Origin of the sequence: Paenibacillus tarimensis, assembly GCF_021532315.1 — a bacterium.
GTDB lineage: Bacteria > Bacillota > Bacilli > Paenibacillales > Paenibacillaceae > Paenibacillus_I > Paenibacillus_I tarimensis.
Genome location: NZ_JAKGAO010000006.1, coordinates 195,717 through 214,403, shown reverse-complemented (window position 1 = coordinate 214,403; position 18,687 = coordinate 195,717). Strand labels below are relative to the sequence as shown.

At 48.2% G+C, this 18,687-nt stretch carries 22 protein-coding genes; 3 read left to right on the top strand and 19 right to left on the bottom strand.

Annotation, left to right across the window (positions count from 1 at the left end):
• Nucleotides 1–88 precede the first annotated feature (88 nt).
• From L1N82_RS06115 to L1N82_RS06070, 11 genes are all read right to left on the bottom strand, one after another.
• Nucleotides 89–841, bottom strand: a complete 753-nt coding sequence (locus L1N82_RS06115; RefSeq protein ID WP_235286488.1) for a hypothetical protein — start codon at nt 839–841, stop codon at nt 89–91.
• A 99-nt stretch (nt 842–940) separates the two neighbouring features.
• Entirely contained in the window at nt 941–1,999 is a 1,059-nt protein-coding gene (locus L1N82_RS06110) for a DUF1835 domain-containing protein (RefSeq protein ID WP_235286487.1), read from the bottom strand.
• Between the two features lie 117 nt (nt 2,000–2,116).
• Nucleotides 2,117–2,341: a tautomerase family protein gene (locus L1N82_RS06105; RefSeq protein WP_235286486.1), complete on the bottom strand. Its 225-nt coding sequence runs from the start codon at nt 2,339–2,341 to the stop codon at nt 2,117–2,119.
• Nucleotides 2,317–2,553: a stalk domain-containing protein gene (locus L1N82_RS23535; protein ID WP_407946704.1), complete on the bottom strand. Its 237-nt coding sequence runs from the start codon at nt 2,551–2,553 to the stop codon at nt 2,317–2,319. Before L1N82_RS23535 ends, L1N82_RS06105 begins: the two co-directional genes overlap by 25 nt.
• A gap of 6 nt (nt 2,554–2,559) precedes the next feature.
• On the bottom strand, nt 2,560–4,812 hold the full coding sequence (locus L1N82_RS06100; RefSeq protein WP_235286485.1) for an ATP-binding cassette domain-containing protein: 2,253 nt from the start codon (nt 4,810–4,812) through the stop codon (nt 2,560–2,562).
• Nucleotides 4,813–5,319: 507 nt separating this feature from the next.
• Complete coding sequence (locus L1N82_RS06095; RefSeq protein ID WP_235286484.1) at nt 5,320–6,849, bottom strand: stalk domain-containing protein; 1,530 nt, start codon at nt 6,847–6,849, stop codon at nt 5,320–5,322.
• A gap of 125 nt (nt 6,850–6,974) precedes the next feature.
• Entirely contained in the window at nt 6,975–7,751 is a 777-nt protein-coding gene (locus tag L1N82_RS06090) for a DUF817 domain-containing protein (protein ID WP_235286483.1), read from the bottom strand.
• 64 nt (nt 7,752–7,815) lie between these two features.
• Nucleotides 7,816–8,037, bottom strand: coding sequence for a helix-turn-helix domain-containing protein (locus tag L1N82_RS06085; RefSeq protein ID WP_235286482.1), 222 nt, complete (start codon nt 8,035–8,037; stop codon nt 7,816–7,818).
• A gap of 9 nt (nt 8,038–8,046) precedes the next feature.
• Nucleotides 8,047–8,529 (bottom strand): DUF2975 domain-containing protein, encoded by a 483-nt coding sequence (locus L1N82_RS06080; RefSeq protein ID WP_235286481.1) that lies wholly within the window; start codon nt 8,527–8,529, stop codon nt 8,047–8,049.
• A gap of 199 nt (nt 8,530–8,728) precedes the next feature.
• Entirely contained in the window at nt 8,729–9,304 is a 576-nt protein-coding gene (locus L1N82_RS06075) for a hypothetical protein (protein WP_235286480.1), read from the bottom strand.
• Between the two features lie 59 nt (nt 9,305–9,363).
• On the bottom strand, nt 9,364–9,774 hold the full coding sequence (locus tag L1N82_RS06070; RefSeq protein WP_235286479.1) for an Lrp/AsnC family transcriptional regulator: 411 nt from the start codon (nt 9,772–9,774) through the stop codon (nt 9,364–9,366).
• A gap of 140 nt (nt 9,775–9,914) precedes the next feature.
• Here L1N82_RS06070 and L1N82_RS06065 point away from each other — a divergent pair, with 140 nt between their 5' ends.
• Nucleotides 9,915–10,673: an MBL fold metallo-hydrolase gene (locus L1N82_RS06065; protein ID WP_235286478.1), complete on the top strand. Its 759-nt coding sequence runs from the start codon at nt 9,915–9,917 to the stop codon at nt 10,671–10,673.
• 74 nt (nt 10,674–10,747) lie between these two features.
• Here the strand turns inward: L1N82_RS06065 and L1N82_RS06060 are convergent, their stop codons facing one another.
• Nucleotides 10,748–11,116 (bottom strand): iron chaperone, encoded by a 369-nt coding sequence (locus L1N82_RS06060; RefSeq protein ID WP_235286477.1) that lies wholly within the window; start codon nt 11,114–11,116, stop codon nt 10,748–10,750.
• Nucleotides 11,117–11,170: 54 nt separating this feature from the next.
• Nucleotides 11,171–11,668, bottom strand: coding sequence for a DinB family protein (locus L1N82_RS06055; RefSeq protein WP_235286476.1), 498 nt, complete (start codon nt 11,666–11,668; stop codon nt 11,171–11,173).
• A gap of 12 nt (nt 11,669–11,680) precedes the next feature.
• On the opposite strand from L1N82_RS06055, the gene L1N82_RS23160 reads away from it, so the two are divergent.
• On the top strand, nt 11,681–11,803 hold the full coding sequence (locus L1N82_RS23160; RefSeq protein WP_268821843.1) for a hypothetical protein: 123 nt from the start codon (nt 11,681–11,683) through the stop codon (nt 11,801–11,803).
• On the opposite strand, the gene L1N82_RS06050 is transcribed toward L1N82_RS23160, so the two are convergent.
• The 5 genes from L1N82_RS06050 to L1N82_RS06030 form a co-directional block, all read right to left on the bottom strand.
• Nucleotides 11,788–12,753 (bottom strand): helix-turn-helix transcriptional regulator, encoded by a 966-nt coding sequence (locus tag L1N82_RS06050; RefSeq protein ID WP_235286475.1) that lies wholly within the window; start codon nt 12,751–12,753, stop codon nt 11,788–11,790. The genes L1N82_RS23160 and L1N82_RS06050 overlap by 16 nt on opposite strands.
• Nucleotides 12,754–12,823: 70 nt before the next feature.
• Nucleotides 12,824–13,594 carry an SDR family oxidoreductase gene (locus L1N82_RS06045; protein WP_235286474.1) on the bottom strand — a complete coding sequence of 257 codons (771 nt, stop codon included), beginning with the start codon at nt 13,592–13,594 and terminating at the stop codon, nt 12,824–12,826.
• An 85-nt stretch (nt 13,595–13,679) separates the two neighbouring features.
• The gene (locus tag L1N82_RS06040) at nt 13,680–14,498 is read right to left on the bottom strand and encodes a MerR family transcriptional regulator (protein ID WP_235286473.1); all 819 of its coding nucleotides are present in this window, start codon (nt 14,496–14,498) and stop codon (nt 13,680–13,682) included.
• A gap of 332 nt (nt 14,499–14,830) precedes the next feature.
• The gene (locus tag L1N82_RS06035) at nt 14,831–15,487 is read right to left on the bottom strand and encodes a CTP synthase C-terminal region-related (seleno)protein (protein ID WP_235286472.1); all 657 of its coding nucleotides are present in this window, start codon (nt 15,485–15,487) and stop codon (nt 14,831–14,833) included.
• Between the two features lie 147 nt (nt 15,488–15,634).
• The gene (locus L1N82_RS06030) at nt 15,635–16,477 is read right to left on the bottom strand and encodes a tyrosine-type recombinase/integrase (RefSeq protein WP_235286471.1); all 843 of its coding nucleotides are present in this window, start codon (nt 16,475–16,477) and stop codon (nt 15,635–15,637) included.
• Nucleotides 16,478–16,702: 225 nt separating this feature from the next.
• Between L1N82_RS06030 and L1N82_RS06025 the strand changes: the two genes are divergently transcribed.
• Nucleotides 16,703–17,464: a hypothetical protein gene (locus tag L1N82_RS06025; protein ID WP_235286470.1), complete on the top strand. Its 762-nt coding sequence runs from the start codon at nt 16,703–16,705 to the stop codon at nt 17,462–17,464.
• Between the two features lie 155 nt (nt 17,465–17,619).
• Here L1N82_RS06025 and L1N82_RS06020 read toward each other — a convergent pair whose 3' ends face one another.
• Nucleotides 17,620–18,687 (bottom strand): sensor histidine kinase, encoded by a 1,068-nt coding sequence (locus L1N82_RS06020; protein WP_235286469.1) that lies wholly within the window; start codon nt 18,685–18,687, stop codon nt 17,620–17,622.

The window sequence follows — 18,687 nt, the reverse complement described above, 5'->3', positions numbered from 1 at the left end:
GAAATGTTCCGGATCGCCGCTCTACTGTCGTCTTGACCTGCTGTATCTGAACGCCCGGCTCAAGCTAACACGCAGACTAGGCATATTGTTATTCATCACCAGGCCCGGTTATTTGCCACGTTACCGTTACAGCTCCCTGTGCCCGGTTGCCCGTAACAACGATTTGCACCGTTGAGGGCCTCTCGACCCGATAGGAAATCTGCTCTGTCCCGCTCCCCGGTTCCTGAATGTATGTTCCAATCGCGCCATCCTCGGCATCCAGATACATTCCATAACCGCCGCCATTCGTGATCTGCCAATCCACCTGATAGGTCAGCGTCTGGCCCGCATCAAGGCTGATAGGAATCTCCTTCTTTCCGTTAAAATAATCGAATTCTGCATAATAGCTGTCTGCCGTTCTCGTCTCTACCCACTGCTTCGTTACCGTAAAATCAGATGTTGATACGTAGATCGCTACTGCCAGCAGCAGAATCGCAGCCGCTGTACTGTAGGGCCACCACCTGCGAAACAGATAAGCCGCAGCAAGATACACCAGCGCGCAAGCTACACCATAAGCACCTGCGATCAGGCTCATATACCATGGGCTCTGAAACCAATACAGCAAAGGAACATACCCGCCGAGTATATACAGCAGGACAGTGACTGCCATCTTGGACGGGCCTTTTTTGAGTTTGTACAACAGGGCATCCACTGCGACCGAGAATAAGAGAGCGTATCCATAGATGAACCCCCACAGCGGCAGCTCTCTGGATATTTTCCACATATTGTATCCGTCAAACCCGCCGAGCACAGCCAATAAACCCAGGAATACAAGCCCGGAAGCCGCAATCTTAGAAGTCACATAGGCGGCAGCCTTCGCCCAACTTGATGTTGATATAATGTACCCCTCCTTAAATAGCCCTGCATCAAAATAAGCAGTCTACCAGCTTGCCGGTCATAATTACCTGCCTTCCCCCAAGCGCTGCTTTCTCACACTGTAAAATCTCATACCTGCAGGCACCCCTTTAATTTGCAGGACCCCCTCATAAATCATCTCTCTCAGGCGGTATTCAAAATAGGAATCCCCGATATCCTGCTCACAATACCCCATCGCCTCCCCAATTAATCGGGGAGCCTTCAAGAATCTGTGATCGGAGGCAGGTCTCAAGTCATCCAGCTTATCAAGTATATAGGAGTCATAATAATCGGCAGGCACTTCCTGAACCGTACCGTCCGTCCAAATGCGCAGTATTCCGCCTTGTTCCGAAATTTCCAGCCATTCCTCTGCAAGCCGCTTAATATCAGCAGCGGACAGCTGCCTGACGGCATTCACTCGCTCGAGAGCTTCACGCAACCCGTCCGCCGATATCTCACCCGAGTTTCTATATTCGATGGAGGCGTGCGGACGGTTGAAGAGTTCCTCACAGATTTCCGTTGCATCACACATACGAATGAGGCTGCGCTTGCCGCGGAGCAGATGCATTGCATGCCGCATCCCTATCTGCTCTCGTACACTGCGGCTGGTCCAGATAATTACTTCTGCCTGATCTGGAATCTGTTCCAGCTTGTCCAGCAATCCTTGGTACTCCTCTTCACTAGAAATGTAAGTACCGAATGCCTCCGTGATATTATCCTGGAACCATTCGCTTCTCGTCCTGCGCCCTTCCGGAGAATCCAGATTGCCAAGCGGCCCTATGGCGTAGTTTTCCCGTATCGTAATAACCTTGTGCGCAGCAGACCAGCCCTGTTGCTTAAGTGCCACCTTCATACTCCCCGCAAAAGAATCCCCAACAACAACATGCACATGCGTGCAGTCTGAAGTTGGATCCCACATAGCCTTCTTCTCATTTAGTTCCATAAGGTGATCATACAACTCAATTAATTCGGAAATAGCTCCGTTAGGCGTTTCCCTCTGCTCCTTCAGCAGCTTAATCTGCTTTAGAACAAGCCGCAAAAATGATTGCTGGTTATCGTGACTTAACTCGCTGACAGCTCGCTTGATTTTAAGCATATCATTCATTCTCTTACCCTCCTGCTTGTTTGGAGCCCCCGGGTGTACGGTGTATAATAGCAGCTCCCGCGCTGCTACAAGCAGAGGAACAGCAGCAGCGGCGTGGGGTTCCTGGTGAGGCCTGTGCTAAGATTCTCCGTTACCAAACTCTCCATTTTCTCTCTTTCGATAGTCATCGGTTAGCATACCTGCAAATCCCCAATTTTCTTCTTCAATCTCCTGTATAACGATATGGATATGTTCAGGCTTTTTGCCGAGAATATCTACAAGTGTCTCCGTAAATTCCTTAACTATCTGTGCCTTCTGCTCACGGGTCGCACCTTTGGTTACCTGCAGGTTGATATATGGCATTTTTTTCTCTCCTTTTGCTCGCTGGCTTCTAAGGGGGTGTTCATTTGCTCATGCCGGTTTACCCCTGTTTGAATGTTCACAGAGTATGTTTCTTTATCCCAATTGACGCGTCCTCCCATGACTTCCGCCATATCGCGAACAGGCACCAATATCTTCCCATTCTCTATTATCGTCTCTTCGGTCAACGGCTGATGGTACCAGCCGCCATACACTCTCTCTTACCTTAAGTATTTTCCCGTAATCGACTGCTCCTCATGGATGATCTGGGAAGGCTCACCCTCGAACACGATCTGGCCGCCCTTGCTGCCTCCGTCTGGTCCCATATCGATAATCCAATCCGCTTGGCTGATGACCTCGAGATTGTGCTCAATAACAATCACGGTATTACCGGCATCCACAAGCCGGTTTATAATCTTCATCAGATGCCCGATATCCGACATATGCAAGCCGGTCGTGGGTTCGTCCATCACATAGATGCTTCCTTTCTTATGCAGCTCGCTTGCCAGCTTAATGCGCTGGCATTCTCCCCCGGACAGCGTACTGAGCGGTTGGCCGAGTGTGATGTAGTTCAGCCCAACGTCGGCCAATGCCTGAAGCTTACGTACAACCTCTTTGAACTGAAAAAAATCCAGCGCCTGATCCACGGTCATCTCCAGGACATCCGCAATTGACTTGCCATTCAGCTTATACGCGAGCACCTCTTCCTTAAACCGTCTGCCACCGCATATTTCGCATGGCAGCTTAACGCTTTCGAGAAATGCAAGATCTGTATACACCACGCCCAGCCCTTGGCAGTTCTCGCAAGCTCCCTTGGAGTTAAAGCTGAATAAGCCGGGCTTGACTTTGTTCTCAGCAGCGAATGCCTTACGCACGTCATCCATTATTCCTGTGTAAGTCGCAGGGTTAGAACGTGATGACACGCCTACCGCCGATTGGTCAATGACAATCGCGTCCGGATGCTGGCCGAGAAAAACTTGATGAATCAGTGTACTCTTGCCTGAGCCCGCAACACCGGTGACGACGGTCAGCACGCCGGCCGGAATATCTACACTAACGTTCCGAAGGTTATGCAGCGTGGCCTCCCTCACGGACAGGGTGCCGGAGGGCTGCCTGCAATTCTGCTTCAGCTCGAGCTGCCGCTTCATATGGCTGCCCGTCAGCGTACCTGACTCCAACAAGCCTGGGTAGCTGCCTTCATACACAATTGTACCGCCACGGCTTCCAGCATAAGGCCCAACATCTACAATATGATCCGCTACCTTGATTACATCGGGATCATGCTCGACGACGATGACCGTGTTGCCTTTGTCGCGCAGCTTCTGAAGCAATCCGTTTAAACGGTGCACATCCCGGGGGTGCAGGCCTACGCTCGGCTCATCAAATATGTACGTGACATCCACCAGACTGCCGCTTAGATGCTTTACCATCTTGACGCGCTGCGACTCGCCGCCCGACAGCGTATCTGTCTCGCGGTCCAGCGTCAAGTAGTCGAGTCCAATCTCCACGAGCTGCTGCAGCCGCTCCGCCAGCGATTGAACGATCGGCGCCGCCTTCGGGTCGTCAATCTCCCGGATGACGTGAAGGAGCTGACCAACCTCCATAGATGACATGTCCGCGATATTAAGGCCCTTGATCCTGCAGCTTAGCGCAGCTTGACTGAGTCTTGAGCCGCCGCAGCTCGAACAGGGACCCTCCAAGATGTACGGACTTACTGCCCGCTGCGTGCGTTCGGACATCGTTTTCAAATCCCGCTTAATGTACTTGTTCGTAAACTTTTCAATAACGCCTTCTACGGTGATATTCATCGCCTTACCGGCAAAATCCATCTGTACTTTCCTGGCCTTGGCATACAACAGCCGTTCCAGCTCTTCATCCGAATAATCGCTCAGCTTCTTGTCAAGATCGAAGGCTCCCGCCTGCACGACCATGTTCCATTCCCAGCTGTTTACCGCATAATCCGGCAGCAGGAGCGCCCCTTCATTCAACGGCTTTGACATGTCAATCGCTTTGCTCACATCAACGCCGAGCTTGCGGCCGATTCCGCTGCAGTCGGGACACATGCCTTGCGGATCGTTAAACGAAAACAGATTTACGTGCCCTACATAGGGAAGACCAACTCTAGAAAACAGAAGACGGAGAATGGGAGAGATATCAGTAATCGTCCCTACAGTAGAATGCGAACCGCCCCCAAGCCGCTTCTGATCTACAATTACGGCCATGCTTAAATTGTCGATAGCGTCGGCATCCGGCTGCGGCACACGCGGCAAAAAATTGCGAACAAACATGCTAAAATTTTCATTCAGCAGTCGCGTGGATTCCGCGGCGATTGTATCGAATACGATGGACGACTTGCCTGACCCCGACACCCCGGTGAAAATCGTGATTTTCCGCTTCGGAATGCGCAGGGATACATTCTTAAGATTGTTTTCCCGCGCGCCTGAGATAACGATATCTTCTTGGTTTGCGCTCATGCCAACCCGCCTTTCATAATATGAATTACGGTTACATCCTTCTTCAGCCCGCCGAATCAGTTAGTCCAGCTGTCCTTTGCCTTCACCTGTACCATCCCTTTAACCGGACACCTTTTAGTGTCCTCTTATTGTGGATAACGTTTAGTATGCTGTCAATTTTAGGTTATAATAGTTGTCCATATCCATCTATTGTGCATACTATTGTAAAAAGACCGCCTCCTCCGGCATACCCTAGCTGCCTCAGCATCGCAGTCTGAATCCGCTGCTTTAACTCTGCTGGCCCAAAGTATCTGACTCAGTTTGATTCCCTCAATTCCCTGTGTCACCACTCATTTAAAAGTTACGTTAAGCTGCCTGTTAACGCATCAACGGCAGCCGTTCTTTCCTGTCGGCTGCCGTTGTGTAAGGGGATAATAGTTAGTGCAATGTCTGTTTAATGCTATGCTGGATGCTTTGTGATTGAGCCAGCCTTCCCCACCCAGGTTTCCTGTAAAATCACTTATTTGATCATTGCTCTGTCGTAATCGTAATTCTGCCTTCCTGTTGTGCCCAGGACACATTGGCTCCGAGCGACTCACTGACAAAACGCAGCGGCAGATAGGCAATTCCTGCAACGATAAACGGTTTGTTCGGAAGCTTAATCGTCTGTCCATTCAGCACAGCGTTCCCCGATTTATAATCAATGGTGATTTCAACGGGCGCTGCAGCCTTATCGTTTCGTTTGATGACTACATATTTGCTCGTCCCGTCTGCACCTGTGTTAAAGCTGATCCCAGCACCCATCTTCTCGAATACAGAACGAAGCGGAATGAATGCCTGGTTGTTTCGGATGATGACGCCGCTCGATAGTGCGACTGATTCACCGTTAAGTACGACAGAGATAGGCCTCTGAACCTGAACGGGGGTCTTATATTCAATTTGGAAATCCCCATGCCCCAGCTGCGCGTCCTTGTTCATTCCCCATCCCCATAACGAGCCGTCAATTTTTTGCATGATGATGTGGCGGTCGCCCTTCTTGATCTGGCTTACACCCGACGCCAGGAGAGTGAATTCAGGATCAGCAGGCATCTGTTCCCGGTTAATAGAGGCGCTGTAAACCTTGCCCTCCTGGGTCAACGCTACGATGGAGCGCTCTATGACATAAGCTTTCTTTACATTCCTAATGCTGGTCAGTCGGACGGGTTTCGAGTGTTCATGAAGGCTTGTGCCATCCGAGTATCCCGTGTAGGTTGCTCCCCAAAACCAGAGTCTGGACTCGCTGTCAATGGCAAGGCTGGAATATGTTCCACCGGTAATGGAGCGAATATCAGACAATCCGTTAAGCTTTGAGGCATTCCCATGACCTTTCGATTCTTGTAACCCGCTGGCAGCACTAGGTAATGACCATACTGTCCCATCCTCCTTCAGCGCCAGATTATGTTGAATATCAATAATATCAACCATGGATGTGAGCGGCTCGAATGTCTCTAAGGAGCCTGTATCCCGCAGGACGGTGCCGTCCTCCTTCAATAGAAGCCAACGCAGCTGATAATCCCCATCGTAATAATTTGTTACAGCCTTAATGTTGGTTACGCCAGGAATCATCAAGATCTTCTCCAGATCGCTGTAGGTAAGTTCGTAATCTCTGGGGATGATGTAGACCCTGCCTTGAACGTCTAGAGCCAAGGACTCCTTATTACCCGGAAGGACGGCAGCAAGATTGTTCAATTTTTCTACGGGATAGACCTGAAAGGTTAAAGTAGATGGGTCCCTTTCCCATAACCAAACAGTGCCATCTTCCTTCATGACAAGATGATCCGGAAAGGATGCTGCCACATCCGTCAAGCCGTGTATTTGGGTAGGAACAGATAAACGGCCAGTTTGTGCACCTCCGGCTCTATTTTCCCACACCCAGAATGTTCCATCGGCTTTGATCAGGGAGGTTGGTTCGAAGGCTTGGATATCAGCGTGTGCTGAGGCAGCCGCAGAGACTGATGCATGAATGGTTGACAAGAATAAACAGGCTGCAAGGACAATAAAAGAAATTTTTTGCTTCATATATTAGTTCTCCTTTCCGTAGTTGCTCCTTTCTCTTAGACGATAAAAACCAGGAAAATGTTCCACAAAAGTCAAAAAAAATAGAAAAACAATCATCATGAAAGGAATGTATCTAATGAAGTGGACTATATATCTCTATTCACCCGGTCTGCTTTCACATGCTTAAGCTGCGCAACGATGATCACACTAATAATGACCAGCAGGAACCAAGAGCTAATCTTGCTGAAGCTGACGAGCCGCCAGGCTTGGTGCTGATCAGGGTACTTCCAGGCGTTGAAGAAGGTAGCGATATTCTCAGCGAGCCAGATGAAGAAACCAACGATGATAAAAGCGAGGGTCAACGGCATCCGGTATGTGCTGGAGCGGACCCGATAGATGATCCAAGTTTTCCAGAATACAATAAGCACAAGCGCCGTCAGCCACCAGCGGAAATCCGTGATAAAGTGGTGGGTGAAGAAGTTCAGATAGATCGCTCCTCCGAGCAGTCCAGCAGCAGCAAGCCCCGGCCAGCCGGTCATATCCATCCTCAGTCTGCGCCAGACTTGACACATATAGCTCGCTACACTCGCATACATAAATCCGCTGTACAGCGGTACCCCAAGCAGCTTCGTAAGTCCGGGCTCAGGATACGACCACGATCCCATACCTACCTTATAGATTTCGAGCAGCAAACCAATGACATGAAATACACAGATCACTTTCAGTTCATCCAGCGTCTCAAGCCCGCTTCGAACCATATAGTACTGCACCGCAAGCAGGATGAGCAGAATGGCATCATAACGGTACATGAAGGGCAGCTCAATTACGCTTGAGAGAGCTAATGTCCCAAAGATCGCAACAGGAAATATACAGCTCATTGCCTGTTGATAGCCGAAATGCAGGAGCTGTATGAATGGTCTCATCAATCCTATCCCCTTATCATGTCCGGGCCGCCTAACCCGAACGGTAATAAGTCTGCGCTCGAGCTTATTCCTGCGTGTCTTCGTCACACCGGTATTCCAGTATATCTCCAGGCTGACAATCCAGAGCCTTGCATATTGCCTCCAAGGTCGATAAGCGTATCGCTTTGGCCTTACCATTTTTCAGTATGGAGAGATTGGCCATCGTTATGCCGACCCGCTCCGACAGCTCGGTCACGCTCATTTTCCGCTTAGCCAGCATCACATCAATATGGATTATAATCGCCATGTATTCACCTCAGACCGTCAAATCGTTCTCGGATTTAATATCAATCGCTTCTTGTAAAAGCCTCTGGAGAACAGCCGCGAACACCCCAATCACCATGGAAGCAAAAACTATAACCATGCCAATCACGATGATACCCGGGGCATCGTCTTTCTCCGCGATCAGATAGAAGAGCGGCATGCCCGCCACGTACAAGCAGCTGATTGTAAACGCGCAGTATTTGATCTTCTTCAGCACACGTACAGACAATTCGGAGAAAGCCTGGTTCCTGTCAATGTAGCCCAGCAGCTTGAAGGCCTGGTACAGCGCAAAGTAAAAAGGCACCGCCGCTGCGTACATTACGATTAAGACCAGAACCCTCAAATACTGATGATCCGGATACAATTCGGCTGCGAATTCCGCGATCTCGGGCACCACAAAGATGCACAAAGCAAGAACCGGGATGCCAATAATAATAACAGCCGCCTTCAAGAAAAGTGTTGTTCCACGTTCCATTACAAGCCCCTCGCTTATCATAAAATTTAGTTAGACTTTAGCATAAAATTTATCGTTTTTCAATAAATAAGTATTGTATTGAGGGATATATATGTTGTATCAGACCCCAAAAAATCTTGGAATCAAAACAAAACCTTCCATCTGAAGCCAACACCTGGTTTGCTTCAAATGAAAGGTTTCCACAGATTCGTTTATCATCTTAAACGCGCCCTTGCCTTCTGTTCCTTGCTCTCATGAATCGGACTATAATTATTATCAGTAGTACCGCCGCAACAATCATGTACATATCAATATCCAGTTCAAACATAAACCACATCTTGTGTTCCAAGTTCACTAATTGTTTAGGTCGCAATCCTTCACCGAACCATTCAACTGCTTGCTCTGAGCTGCTCATTTCAATTGTAGGGCTGCATGGAGAACTGACTAGTTCCCCATCCACTTCGCTAATATATATCAAGTAGTTATTGCCCTTCTTGAATTCATAGCCCCAGGTGTAATCAGTTGCTGCAATAATCTGCGAATCAACCTCGGTAAGCCAGCTCTGTTCAACTTCAACCAGAATATACCTAACCTTCTCTTCTGTGCCCGTAAATCCCTCATACTTTGAGTCCGTCTTAATTTGCTTAACATCACCGTAAACCGCTCCGCCAGCCCTTACTAAAGCTGCTTGAGGATCATCTGAATAAGCGCACGACAAAGCGTTAACCTCTTGCTCATATGAGAAGAAGAAGACCATTGAAAAAGCCAGTATTAAGAAGAATAGACGAAGATTCATTACTCACCTGCTTGGATAATATATTTCCTATCACCTTTATTGACTGCTCTAGCTATTTGTCATGACTTCTTAATAACAATCGATATTTTGTAGTTTGCATGCTCGTTCAATTCTTCCAGAAATTGATCGACGAGTTCATTGGATGGGAATCTGCACTCAAGCAGGTAACATCCTTCCCCGCTAATCTTATAGCTATTCAGCACATGGCGTTTCTTAGACTGGATAAAATCGCGCAGCGGCTGGTGGTCATGCTTCTTCGTAATGATTGTTATAAATGCATGCACAAAGCAGCCAAGCTTGGATTGATTAACTCTAATCGTATATCCTTCGATAACCCCGGTATCCTCCAGCTTCATAACACGGCTTGCGGCTGCTTGTCCGGTCAAGTGCACTCGTTCTCCTAATTCCTTCATCGTAATACGGCTATTATTATATAACTCCGTTAATATAAGCCTGTCGGTTTGATCCATCGTATCCTCTCCCATGAACAATAGGTTGTATAATGTTTCAATATTCAAGTCTAGCCGCCAAATGACTTGATTTTATCTATGTAAACCAAATAGTCTATCCGATACAATCAGCACATGACAACACAATAGGAGGAATTCTAGTGAAAACTACCTTAATTAGAAACGCGACGTTAGTTGTTGAATATGCCGGCAAGAAGTTTTTGGTGGATCCCTACTTGGCTGATAAAGGCGTTTACCCGCCTTTCCCGAGCTTGTTGAGACAGGACCAGATGAATCCGCTGGTAGACCTGCCCACTGCCCTTGAGAACATTATAAATGCTGATGCTGTTATTGTAACCCACCTGCATGCAGATCATTTTGATGACAGAGCCATAGAAGTGCTGCCCAAGACGGTCCCAATCTTCGTACAAAATGAAGAAGATGCAAGTGAGGTTCGCAAATCCGGATTTCAGCATGTAGAGATACTCAATGAAGATTCACATTTTGGAGATATCCAGCTTATCAAAACAAAAGGGGAACACGGACGGGGAGAAATCTTAAAACTCATGGGTGAGGTATGCGGCGTTGTATTTAAACACCCAGATGAGAAAACCTTGTACGTAGCTGGAGATACGGTGTGGTATGACGCTGTACAGGCGGAAATTGAAGCCCACCAGCCAGAGATCATTATCGTAAATGGCGGCGATAATCAATTTACTCAAAGCGGTTCCTTAGTAATGGGCAAGGATGATATTTATCAGGTGTCTCAAGCGGCACCGAACGCTATAGTCATCTCTGTTCATATGGAAGCCATTAATCACTGGACTCTATCACGAGAAGAGTTAAGAAGCTTCCTGGCCGAAAGAGGAATCTCTTCTAATGTGTTCGTGCCGGAAGACGGAGAATCGTACGAATTTTAAATGTAAGGCAACAAGCCAGCCTGCTCCCTTCACTAAGGAAGGTACAGACTGGCTTCGTTTTGTTATTCATGCGATTAACGCCAGAACGTCGTACAATCCGCCTTGTCTTCAATATTAAATCCGATCATCTTCTCTAGTAATGAGAAGTCGACCGGACTAGCCCACTTGATGCGTACCAGCTCCTTGGTGTGATCATAGCCGGCTTTCTTGATCTCCTCAGCGAAACGCTCAATTCCCGCCCTCTCCGGGGCAACAGACATATGAGCTTTGGCTGCGCTAAAGCCAATAATAAAGGTGCCGTGATCGGTAAACATTGGCTGATTCCATGCGATCCTAGATTCTAGATTGGGGAATTTACCCGACACCCAACGGAAGATTCCTTCCATTCGCTCGCGGTGTTCGGGGTTATCGATGCCTGTTAAGTATTCTGCGAATTCTTCCATGCGGGTTTCCTCCCCTGTGGACCATGATACTTTAGCTTCCTTAAGCGGAACAGCTTAGCGCTGACCATTCTGCCGCTCATGCAAATAAAATAAATAATCGGTTGGGACACCGGCATACCCCTGCTGCTTCAGCATTGCAGTGACGTTGCCCCGGTGATACGTCCCGTGGTTAACAAGATGCACCAAGATATCGGAAAAGCGGGTATCGAGCCGGCCGTACTTCGGATGCTCGATCGTCATTGCTTTGTCCGGATCGGGCGTACGCCGCAGCAAATCGCGGAACTGTCCGGCTGCGCTGGCGAAGAGCCGCTGCATCTCATCCAAGGTTAAGCCCTGTGATTCCTTCGTCCAGTCCGGAATCTTCGCAAAAATAACCTCGTTCGGGACTTGCTCCAGCACAGACATGTAGAGCCGTTCAAATAAGTACATGTGTCCGAGCGTATGCGAAACAGACGGGAACACGCTCGTTACTTCCCCGTTGAACACTCTCTCTGGAAGCTGCTCCAGGTGGGCGAAGATCCGGTCGTTTGCCCAAACATGATAGTCGTACATCTGATAGGAGTGATGAAGCATGCAGAATACCACCTTCCTATTATCGTCATCGTTAATTGGCTGCCGCTGCCTTATCTATATCTTATACCCGGTTCGCTGACAACTGCTGTCAGTGAAGTTCAATCCAGGCCATGATGTTTGGCGATTCCACTGGCGATATCCTGGATCCGGTGCTTCAACTCAGCCGGTTCTAGAATTCGTATAGCCGTGCCAAATGTCATCAGATATATGGGCAGATACTTGTTCATCGTCGGGGCGTCAAGTAAAAAACGCGCTTCCCGATCGGTTCTTTCGGTTAAATAGTGGCGCATATGCCAGTGGCCGCAAATCGCATTCAGCGTGTCGGACTCCCCTTCAACGCGGATGACCGTAAGCGGTCCGTCCGCCTCCCGCCCCTGCTCGGACTGATCGCGGAAATAGGCGGACGCGGAGAAACACTCCGGCTTTGCAAACACCGCTTCGGTCGGCGCCAGCCTCTCGATTCGATCCACACGGAACGTACGAACCGCTTGCGCCCGATGACAGAACGCAACAGCATACCATTCGTTACGGTCGTAAGCCAGCCCATACGGATCAACTTCACGTTCGCCGGCCTTCTCCTCATTCGCTTTGCGATAGGCAATGCGGACTGTTCGCCCACCCATGGCCGCCTGCTCCAGCTCTCTCAGCAGCGGGATAACCGCAGGCGGACGCGCCGGAGCAATGATGTCCAAGCCGCCCGTCTGGCGGAACAAATCGTGGCGCTGCTCTTCGTGCAGCCCGTTTTCCACCTTCTGCAGCGCGCTCTCCAACTGTTCTGTATACGGATATCCAGCGCCTTTTGCAAATTTATAGGAATCCACAAGCGCCTTCAGCTCCATGGGGTTGAAGAACAACGGCGTCTCCTTGAAGCTTTCGAGAATGCGAATCCCCCCGTCATGGCCCGACTCCGCGACGACCGGCACACCGCTGGCACACAACGCGTCGATATAGCGGTAGACAGTACGGACGCTAATCTCCAAGCTGTCCGCAATCTGCGCGGCGGTGAGCTTCCTTCCGGATCGAAGAATCCACAGCATGGAGAGCATGTTATCCCATTTCGCCAACCGGAAACCTCCTCTTTCCCTATGAAATATAAACTTATCTGAGTGATAGGCACTAGCTTATTCCGCTAGCTCATAAATGGGATCCGCCAGTCGCGTCAAGCATCTGTCCCGTTACCCATCGACCCTCATGCGATGCCGTGAAGGCGACAATGTCTGCGACATCCGAAGGCTCACCAATGCGTCCAAGCGCAGACATCTCTACCGCAAAATTGCGGCCATCAGGCGTGTGCAGCCACGCAGCGTTGACATCCGTGTCGATGATGCCGGGCATCACTGCGTTCACGGTAATACCACGTGGTCCCAGAAGCTTGGCTAGATGCAAAGTAAACGTATTAAGGGCGCCTTTCGTTAGGTTATAAGCCATGATGTGCGGATAGGCAATGCGAGTTACTCCGGAAGAGATATTGATAATACGTCCGCCATCCCGCAGACGTTCGAGGGATTGCTGAACCAGGAAGAAAGGAGCCTTCACGTTAACCGCGAACAGCCGATCAAAGTCATCTTCCGTTGTCTCTTCAAACGATGGAGATGTACCAATGCCCGCATTATTAACCAAGATATCAAAACGATTACTGCCTGTCCTGCAGATTAGCTTCTCATCCAAGTTCTGAAGGAGCCGAAGAACGCTGTCTAAGGAATCTAACTCGGCCCCTACGGTGAAGGCTGTGCCACCTGCTGCTTCAATTAAAGAGACCGTCTCCTCCGCCGCTTCCTGCCTTGTTCCGTAATGTACGACGACGATCGCGCCTTCGGCGGCGAGGCGCAGAGCGATCCCCCTGCCAATCCCTCTGCTGGCTCCCGTAACAACTGCAATTTGGTCTTTCAATCGGTTAGAATTCATTATAATCCACTCCTTATTTATTCGCTGATGTCATCATAAACCCTCCCCATAAGGGGAGAGTCAAGAAGTGGTTCTAACTGTATTTTCAAACTCGTTCTACCGGTATGATTACCTCAGCCATTCGCAGTTGCCCGTAGATATCCTTATCAGACGTCAGATAAATCTCCCGAACCGGAATTGTATCGAGTGCCCGATAGCCATGACCCATGATCCATCCCCGCAGTACCTCGCTCGCCTTACATTCATCTTGGTAAGGGTTGCATTCATGAATATATGAAGCAGCTAAATCTATGCCTGACAGCTGTCTAATCTTCACCCTGCCGCTTTCAGGGAATGGTTTCGGGATAGGAAAAGCGACTTCAATGTCAGAGGGCTCATCGTTGCAATCTGCCTTCCTGTGCCATATGATCGTTGTCTCGTGATACGGCTCTAAGCCACGCAAGGTAAGATATTTCTTCAATTCGTCAAGAAGCAGACAAATCTGGCCTTTTGGCAATTCCTCTCGAACAGAAGCTATTAGAACAGGCTCCACTCTTCGCAGGGAGAACCCCCGCTCACCTGCATTATGATTACTGATCTGCCCAAGACGTTTATCGATATCTGCAAGTTGCCGCCGAGCCTCATCAATCTTCTGCTCCAGCTCCTTCCGCTTCTCAAGCAATGTACTTTCTGCCTGCGTCAGTGAAACCGGTCCGTTCAGCAGAGGGCGTATCATCTCCAGTGTCAACCCCTGCTCTTTAAACCCCGCGATGCGGCGAATAGTCAGCAGCTGTTCTGCTGTATAGTACCGATATCCAGATTCTTCGTCCACTTGAGCAGGCTTTAGCAAGCCGATTTCATCATAATGACGCAGCGTCTTAACCGTCACGCCGCTCATTTTGGCGAAGGCTCCAATTTTGAACATTTAATCCCCCATTTCCCGCAGCCAGCGCAACCCCTAACTCTACATGGCTGCCTTTGCCTGCCGGGATCAACGTACCAGTTTATGTTTAGACGGTTTTCCTTGAAGTTAGGTTGCTATAATTCTTTATTGAAAATAGCTGCACATTGCTGCGTTATCCTGCCCCGTTCCTTCAACAATAGGCGCCTTTTCTTGTCTAACATCGAAGAACGGCTGCCTCCAATCAGGTAGCCGTCTCATTTAGGTTCTAGGTTGTATTTTTTTTCGTCGAACGAGCACTAACGTCTTCGTTAGCGCAGTTAATTTAAGATTGGGTAGCTATACGCACGAAAGCCTTAATCAAAGGAATTCAATGCCGAACGCTCGGGTTGAAATAAGGTTCCGATAAAGAACGGGTGTTCATCAAGTTCCATAATGCGAACTTCCCCTTCAAGGTCTACCCCAGCAATTCGTAAACCTGCTCTTTCTAACATTGGGCTGAAATCAGAGTTCAATCCGTAATTACAAATTCCATACTGTTCAATAATCTCATCTGCTCGATAAATATCTATTACTTTAGAGCCGGACGTTAACTGAAAAGTATGAGTTTTTTCACTTACCGAACATAGAAGAGGAGCAACTAATATCAAAGAAGCCGAAGGGTTTTCCTCCGCATGATCGGCCTCAGTAAGCCCCAAGACATTCCTAGCAAACTCAATTATCATGTGTTGAAAGCCACCGCATGTTCCCAAGAAAGGAATCTGGTGTTCCCGAGCATATTGGATACCATTCGATGCACCCTGCATACTACGGTAAGGGCTCGCAGGAACTACCCATAGTGCTTGATACTTGGAGAGTTTTTGTCCGAAATCGTGCTCCAATGAAGACGTTGGAACCCATTCGTAATTAATCTCGGTACCAATATCGTCTGCTGCTAATTGAATTGCTTGAGGTATTGCGATATGTGCAACGACCCCCTCATCATAATCACCAATCAACCCGACAGTGAACACATTGACACGACCTCTCCACTAAATGTAGGTACCTTGATAAAAATGTAATTATATAGGAATTCCATCTCTATATAAAGAAATTTATTTCGACAATCCTGCCCTTTAGTTGAACAGCAGCGGGCAAACAGGATCCGCCGCCATTGTTACTTAAAAGAATCGTCGATAAAGCTCTCTTCGACGTTCGCCGCGGAGCTGTGCGTAAATTTGAGTTGTCGATGCTTTCTCATGACCGAGCATACCTTGGATAAAATCTAAGGGGACACCGTTATCAAGGAGCTGGCATGCATAAGTATGTCGAAAGCGATGCGGGTATACGTTCGCTTCAATTTCTCCCCCGTCTGCAAGCCGTTTTGAGGCCCATCTAATCGTAGCTATGGCCATTCGTTTTGTTGGATGCGTATCGGTAACAAACAAGGCTTTACAGGAGTCCTCACGGCTGGCCAAGTACTTTTTTAACCACACTTTGCACTCTGTCGTAAAGTAAACTTCTCTTTGCTTCGATCCCTTGCCATTAACGATTGCTGAGCAGTTCTCCCAGTTCAGATCCTCGATATTGATCTTCTCCACCTCTCCAACCCGGCAGCCGGTACTGTAGAGAAACTCCAGCAGCGCTCTTTCCCTGAGTGACTGACAAGAGATCTTTAAGTGGATGACGTCTTCCTCAATCAAAAACTTTGGAATGCGCTTATCTAATTTCGGTTCTCTTAATTTTAGAGAAGGATTTGAAGTCAGATACGTCTCTTCATAAGCGTAACGGAAAAGAGAACGAACAAACCGAATTCGATGACCCAGGCTACTTGGCTTCAAACGATTAGCTTGTTTTGCCAAGTACTCCTTCAGCATAGTCAACGTTACCTCCGTGATATCAAGATTACCAAGCTCTTGCATCAACATTTTTTGCTGAAGGGCGTACGCTTTTAAAGTTCTCGTATTGAATCCTTGAATGCGCTTGTCAGCTTCATACAACCCCCACAGCTCACTTAATTGCATAACAAAACCTCCCTTTAGAAGCTATTAAATCTAGTTTACTTCTAAGGAGAGGTTTTAATAATCAGCAGGGACGTGTTGAACTAGCGTCCCCGTTATCTTAATCTATAAAACCAAATTTGAGCATGACAATACCTCAAACATTTTTTTGAATATCTTGCCCTGGTACAAGGAAATCCTTTGCATAAGTTCACTTTTTAAGCACAACATAACCACGAGGTGTTGAAGATGTCAAAAGTACACAAGGGTTATCTTATTACTGTATTCATATTTATGGCGTTCTCCATTCCCTTCACAACTTCTTATGCGCAAAAATTACCGCATTCTAATTCAAGCGACTCCGAAGAAATAAATAAGCAGGTCAAAGAGTTGGAGAACCGATTGAAAACTCTTGAACCACCAAAACCGACTACAATTGTTAAAGCTCCTGAGGAAGTGGAAGCTGAAAAATATTATCCTACCGACACTTTACCTATACCTGTCGTAATGGATAAAGGAACGATAATTGACTTCAATTTTATTAAGAATGACCCTAACTATGAAAGACCTGTATATGAAGAGCAATGGCATAGCACATATTCAGGAGGAAGATGGAGCTATGTCCCTATGCGAATACATTACGCACTCCATCGACTATTTACCACTTATGACATTGGAATTTCAGGCGAGTTAAACTTCAAACAAAACTTGGGCATTGACTTCCCCATGTTTCAAAATAAAACAGACCTTGATTTGTATATAGTTGTTTTTCAAACGGCTGTAACCAGTGTTTATACAAAGGCGAATCAGGTCATTATAGTGGGCACTCCAATGCGAAATGGGGTGCAAGTGCTTACTATAAAAACAGCTGATCTAAAACCTATAGACCTGAAAAAGTTGTTGCTTATTCAATTATCAACAACCGATGGACATGAACTAGATTATTCACTTATTAACTACGAGCCACCAGATTTCTGGCTTAAACAAATACAAAAAGCGCAAGAACGTTAAAGTCACTGCATCACGCAGTGACTTATATTTTCGTTGACTGTTGAACTATCCTGCCCAATAGCTTAATACGCCAGCAGGGAACTTTTTAGAGCTTCTCCCCCGGTTTAGGCAGGTATTGTACAAGTTGTCGATAGGGCACTATTATTTTGCGAAGCCTATATCGGAATCCAGCCAGATAGAACGGCGCCGCCTTCCGAATGATTGCTTGCTGCAAGCTCGCCTCCATGCTGATGGATAATCCGTTGCGAGATGGTTAGGCCGAGCCCTGCGCCTCCCGTCGCGCGGCTTCTCGACTGCTCTCCCCGATAGAGAGGATCGAATATGCGGGTAAGCTCCTCCGGTGTAAAGCCTAGCCCCGAATCTTGAATTATGAATGTCACACGGTCTTTCTCGCGTCGGCACTCGAAGACAATTCGACCATGAGCGGGCGTGTGCCGCACGGCATTGTCCAAGACATTGCTTATCGCGCGCTCTAGTAAATGCGCATCGGCTCTTATCAGGCATTCCCTCGTCTCGAATTCGAATCCGGCAAGGATTGCAATCTGTTTCTGCTTCGCTTGCGGCTGGAGGCTTTCAATCGATTTTTTTACAATTTCATGGAAATTGCATTCACACTTGCTCAGACCATCCTCCTGATACTCCATCCTCGAAAACGTAAATAGATCCTCGACCAGTCGGTCCAACTGCGCGGACTTCTCCTTGCACACGGTCACATATTTTGAAACTTGTTCCGGCGTGCGCGCGATGCCTTGCTCAAGCCCGTCCAAATACCCCCGCAGCGCAAATAAGGGGGTTCGCAGATCATGAGCGACGGCCGCGATGACGAACCGCCGTTGCTCCTCCAGCGCCGCTTGCTTCCAGTTCGAGCTTTGGAGCTCATTCACCATGAATTCGAACCCGTCCCGAACCTCGGCAATTTCCCGGACAGCGGACTGCGGCAGCTCTATGTCCCAATCCCCTCCGGCCACTTTTCGGACTGCGGCGCCAAGCTTTTCAAGAGGATCGAGTAGATAGCGGCGGATTTGAAGCCCAATGATCAAAAAGGCGAGCATCAGTCCCCCAGAGGCGGCGATATGCGAAACTACGTATGAGCCGGGCTGCCCTCCGTCAAAATCCACTGACCCCGTCGCAAGCAGGAATGCTGTTACAAAAAAAATCCAAGGCAACAACAGGAGCAGTACCAAGCTCAGCAATAAAGACGTTCGAATACGAAGTCTCCCCAT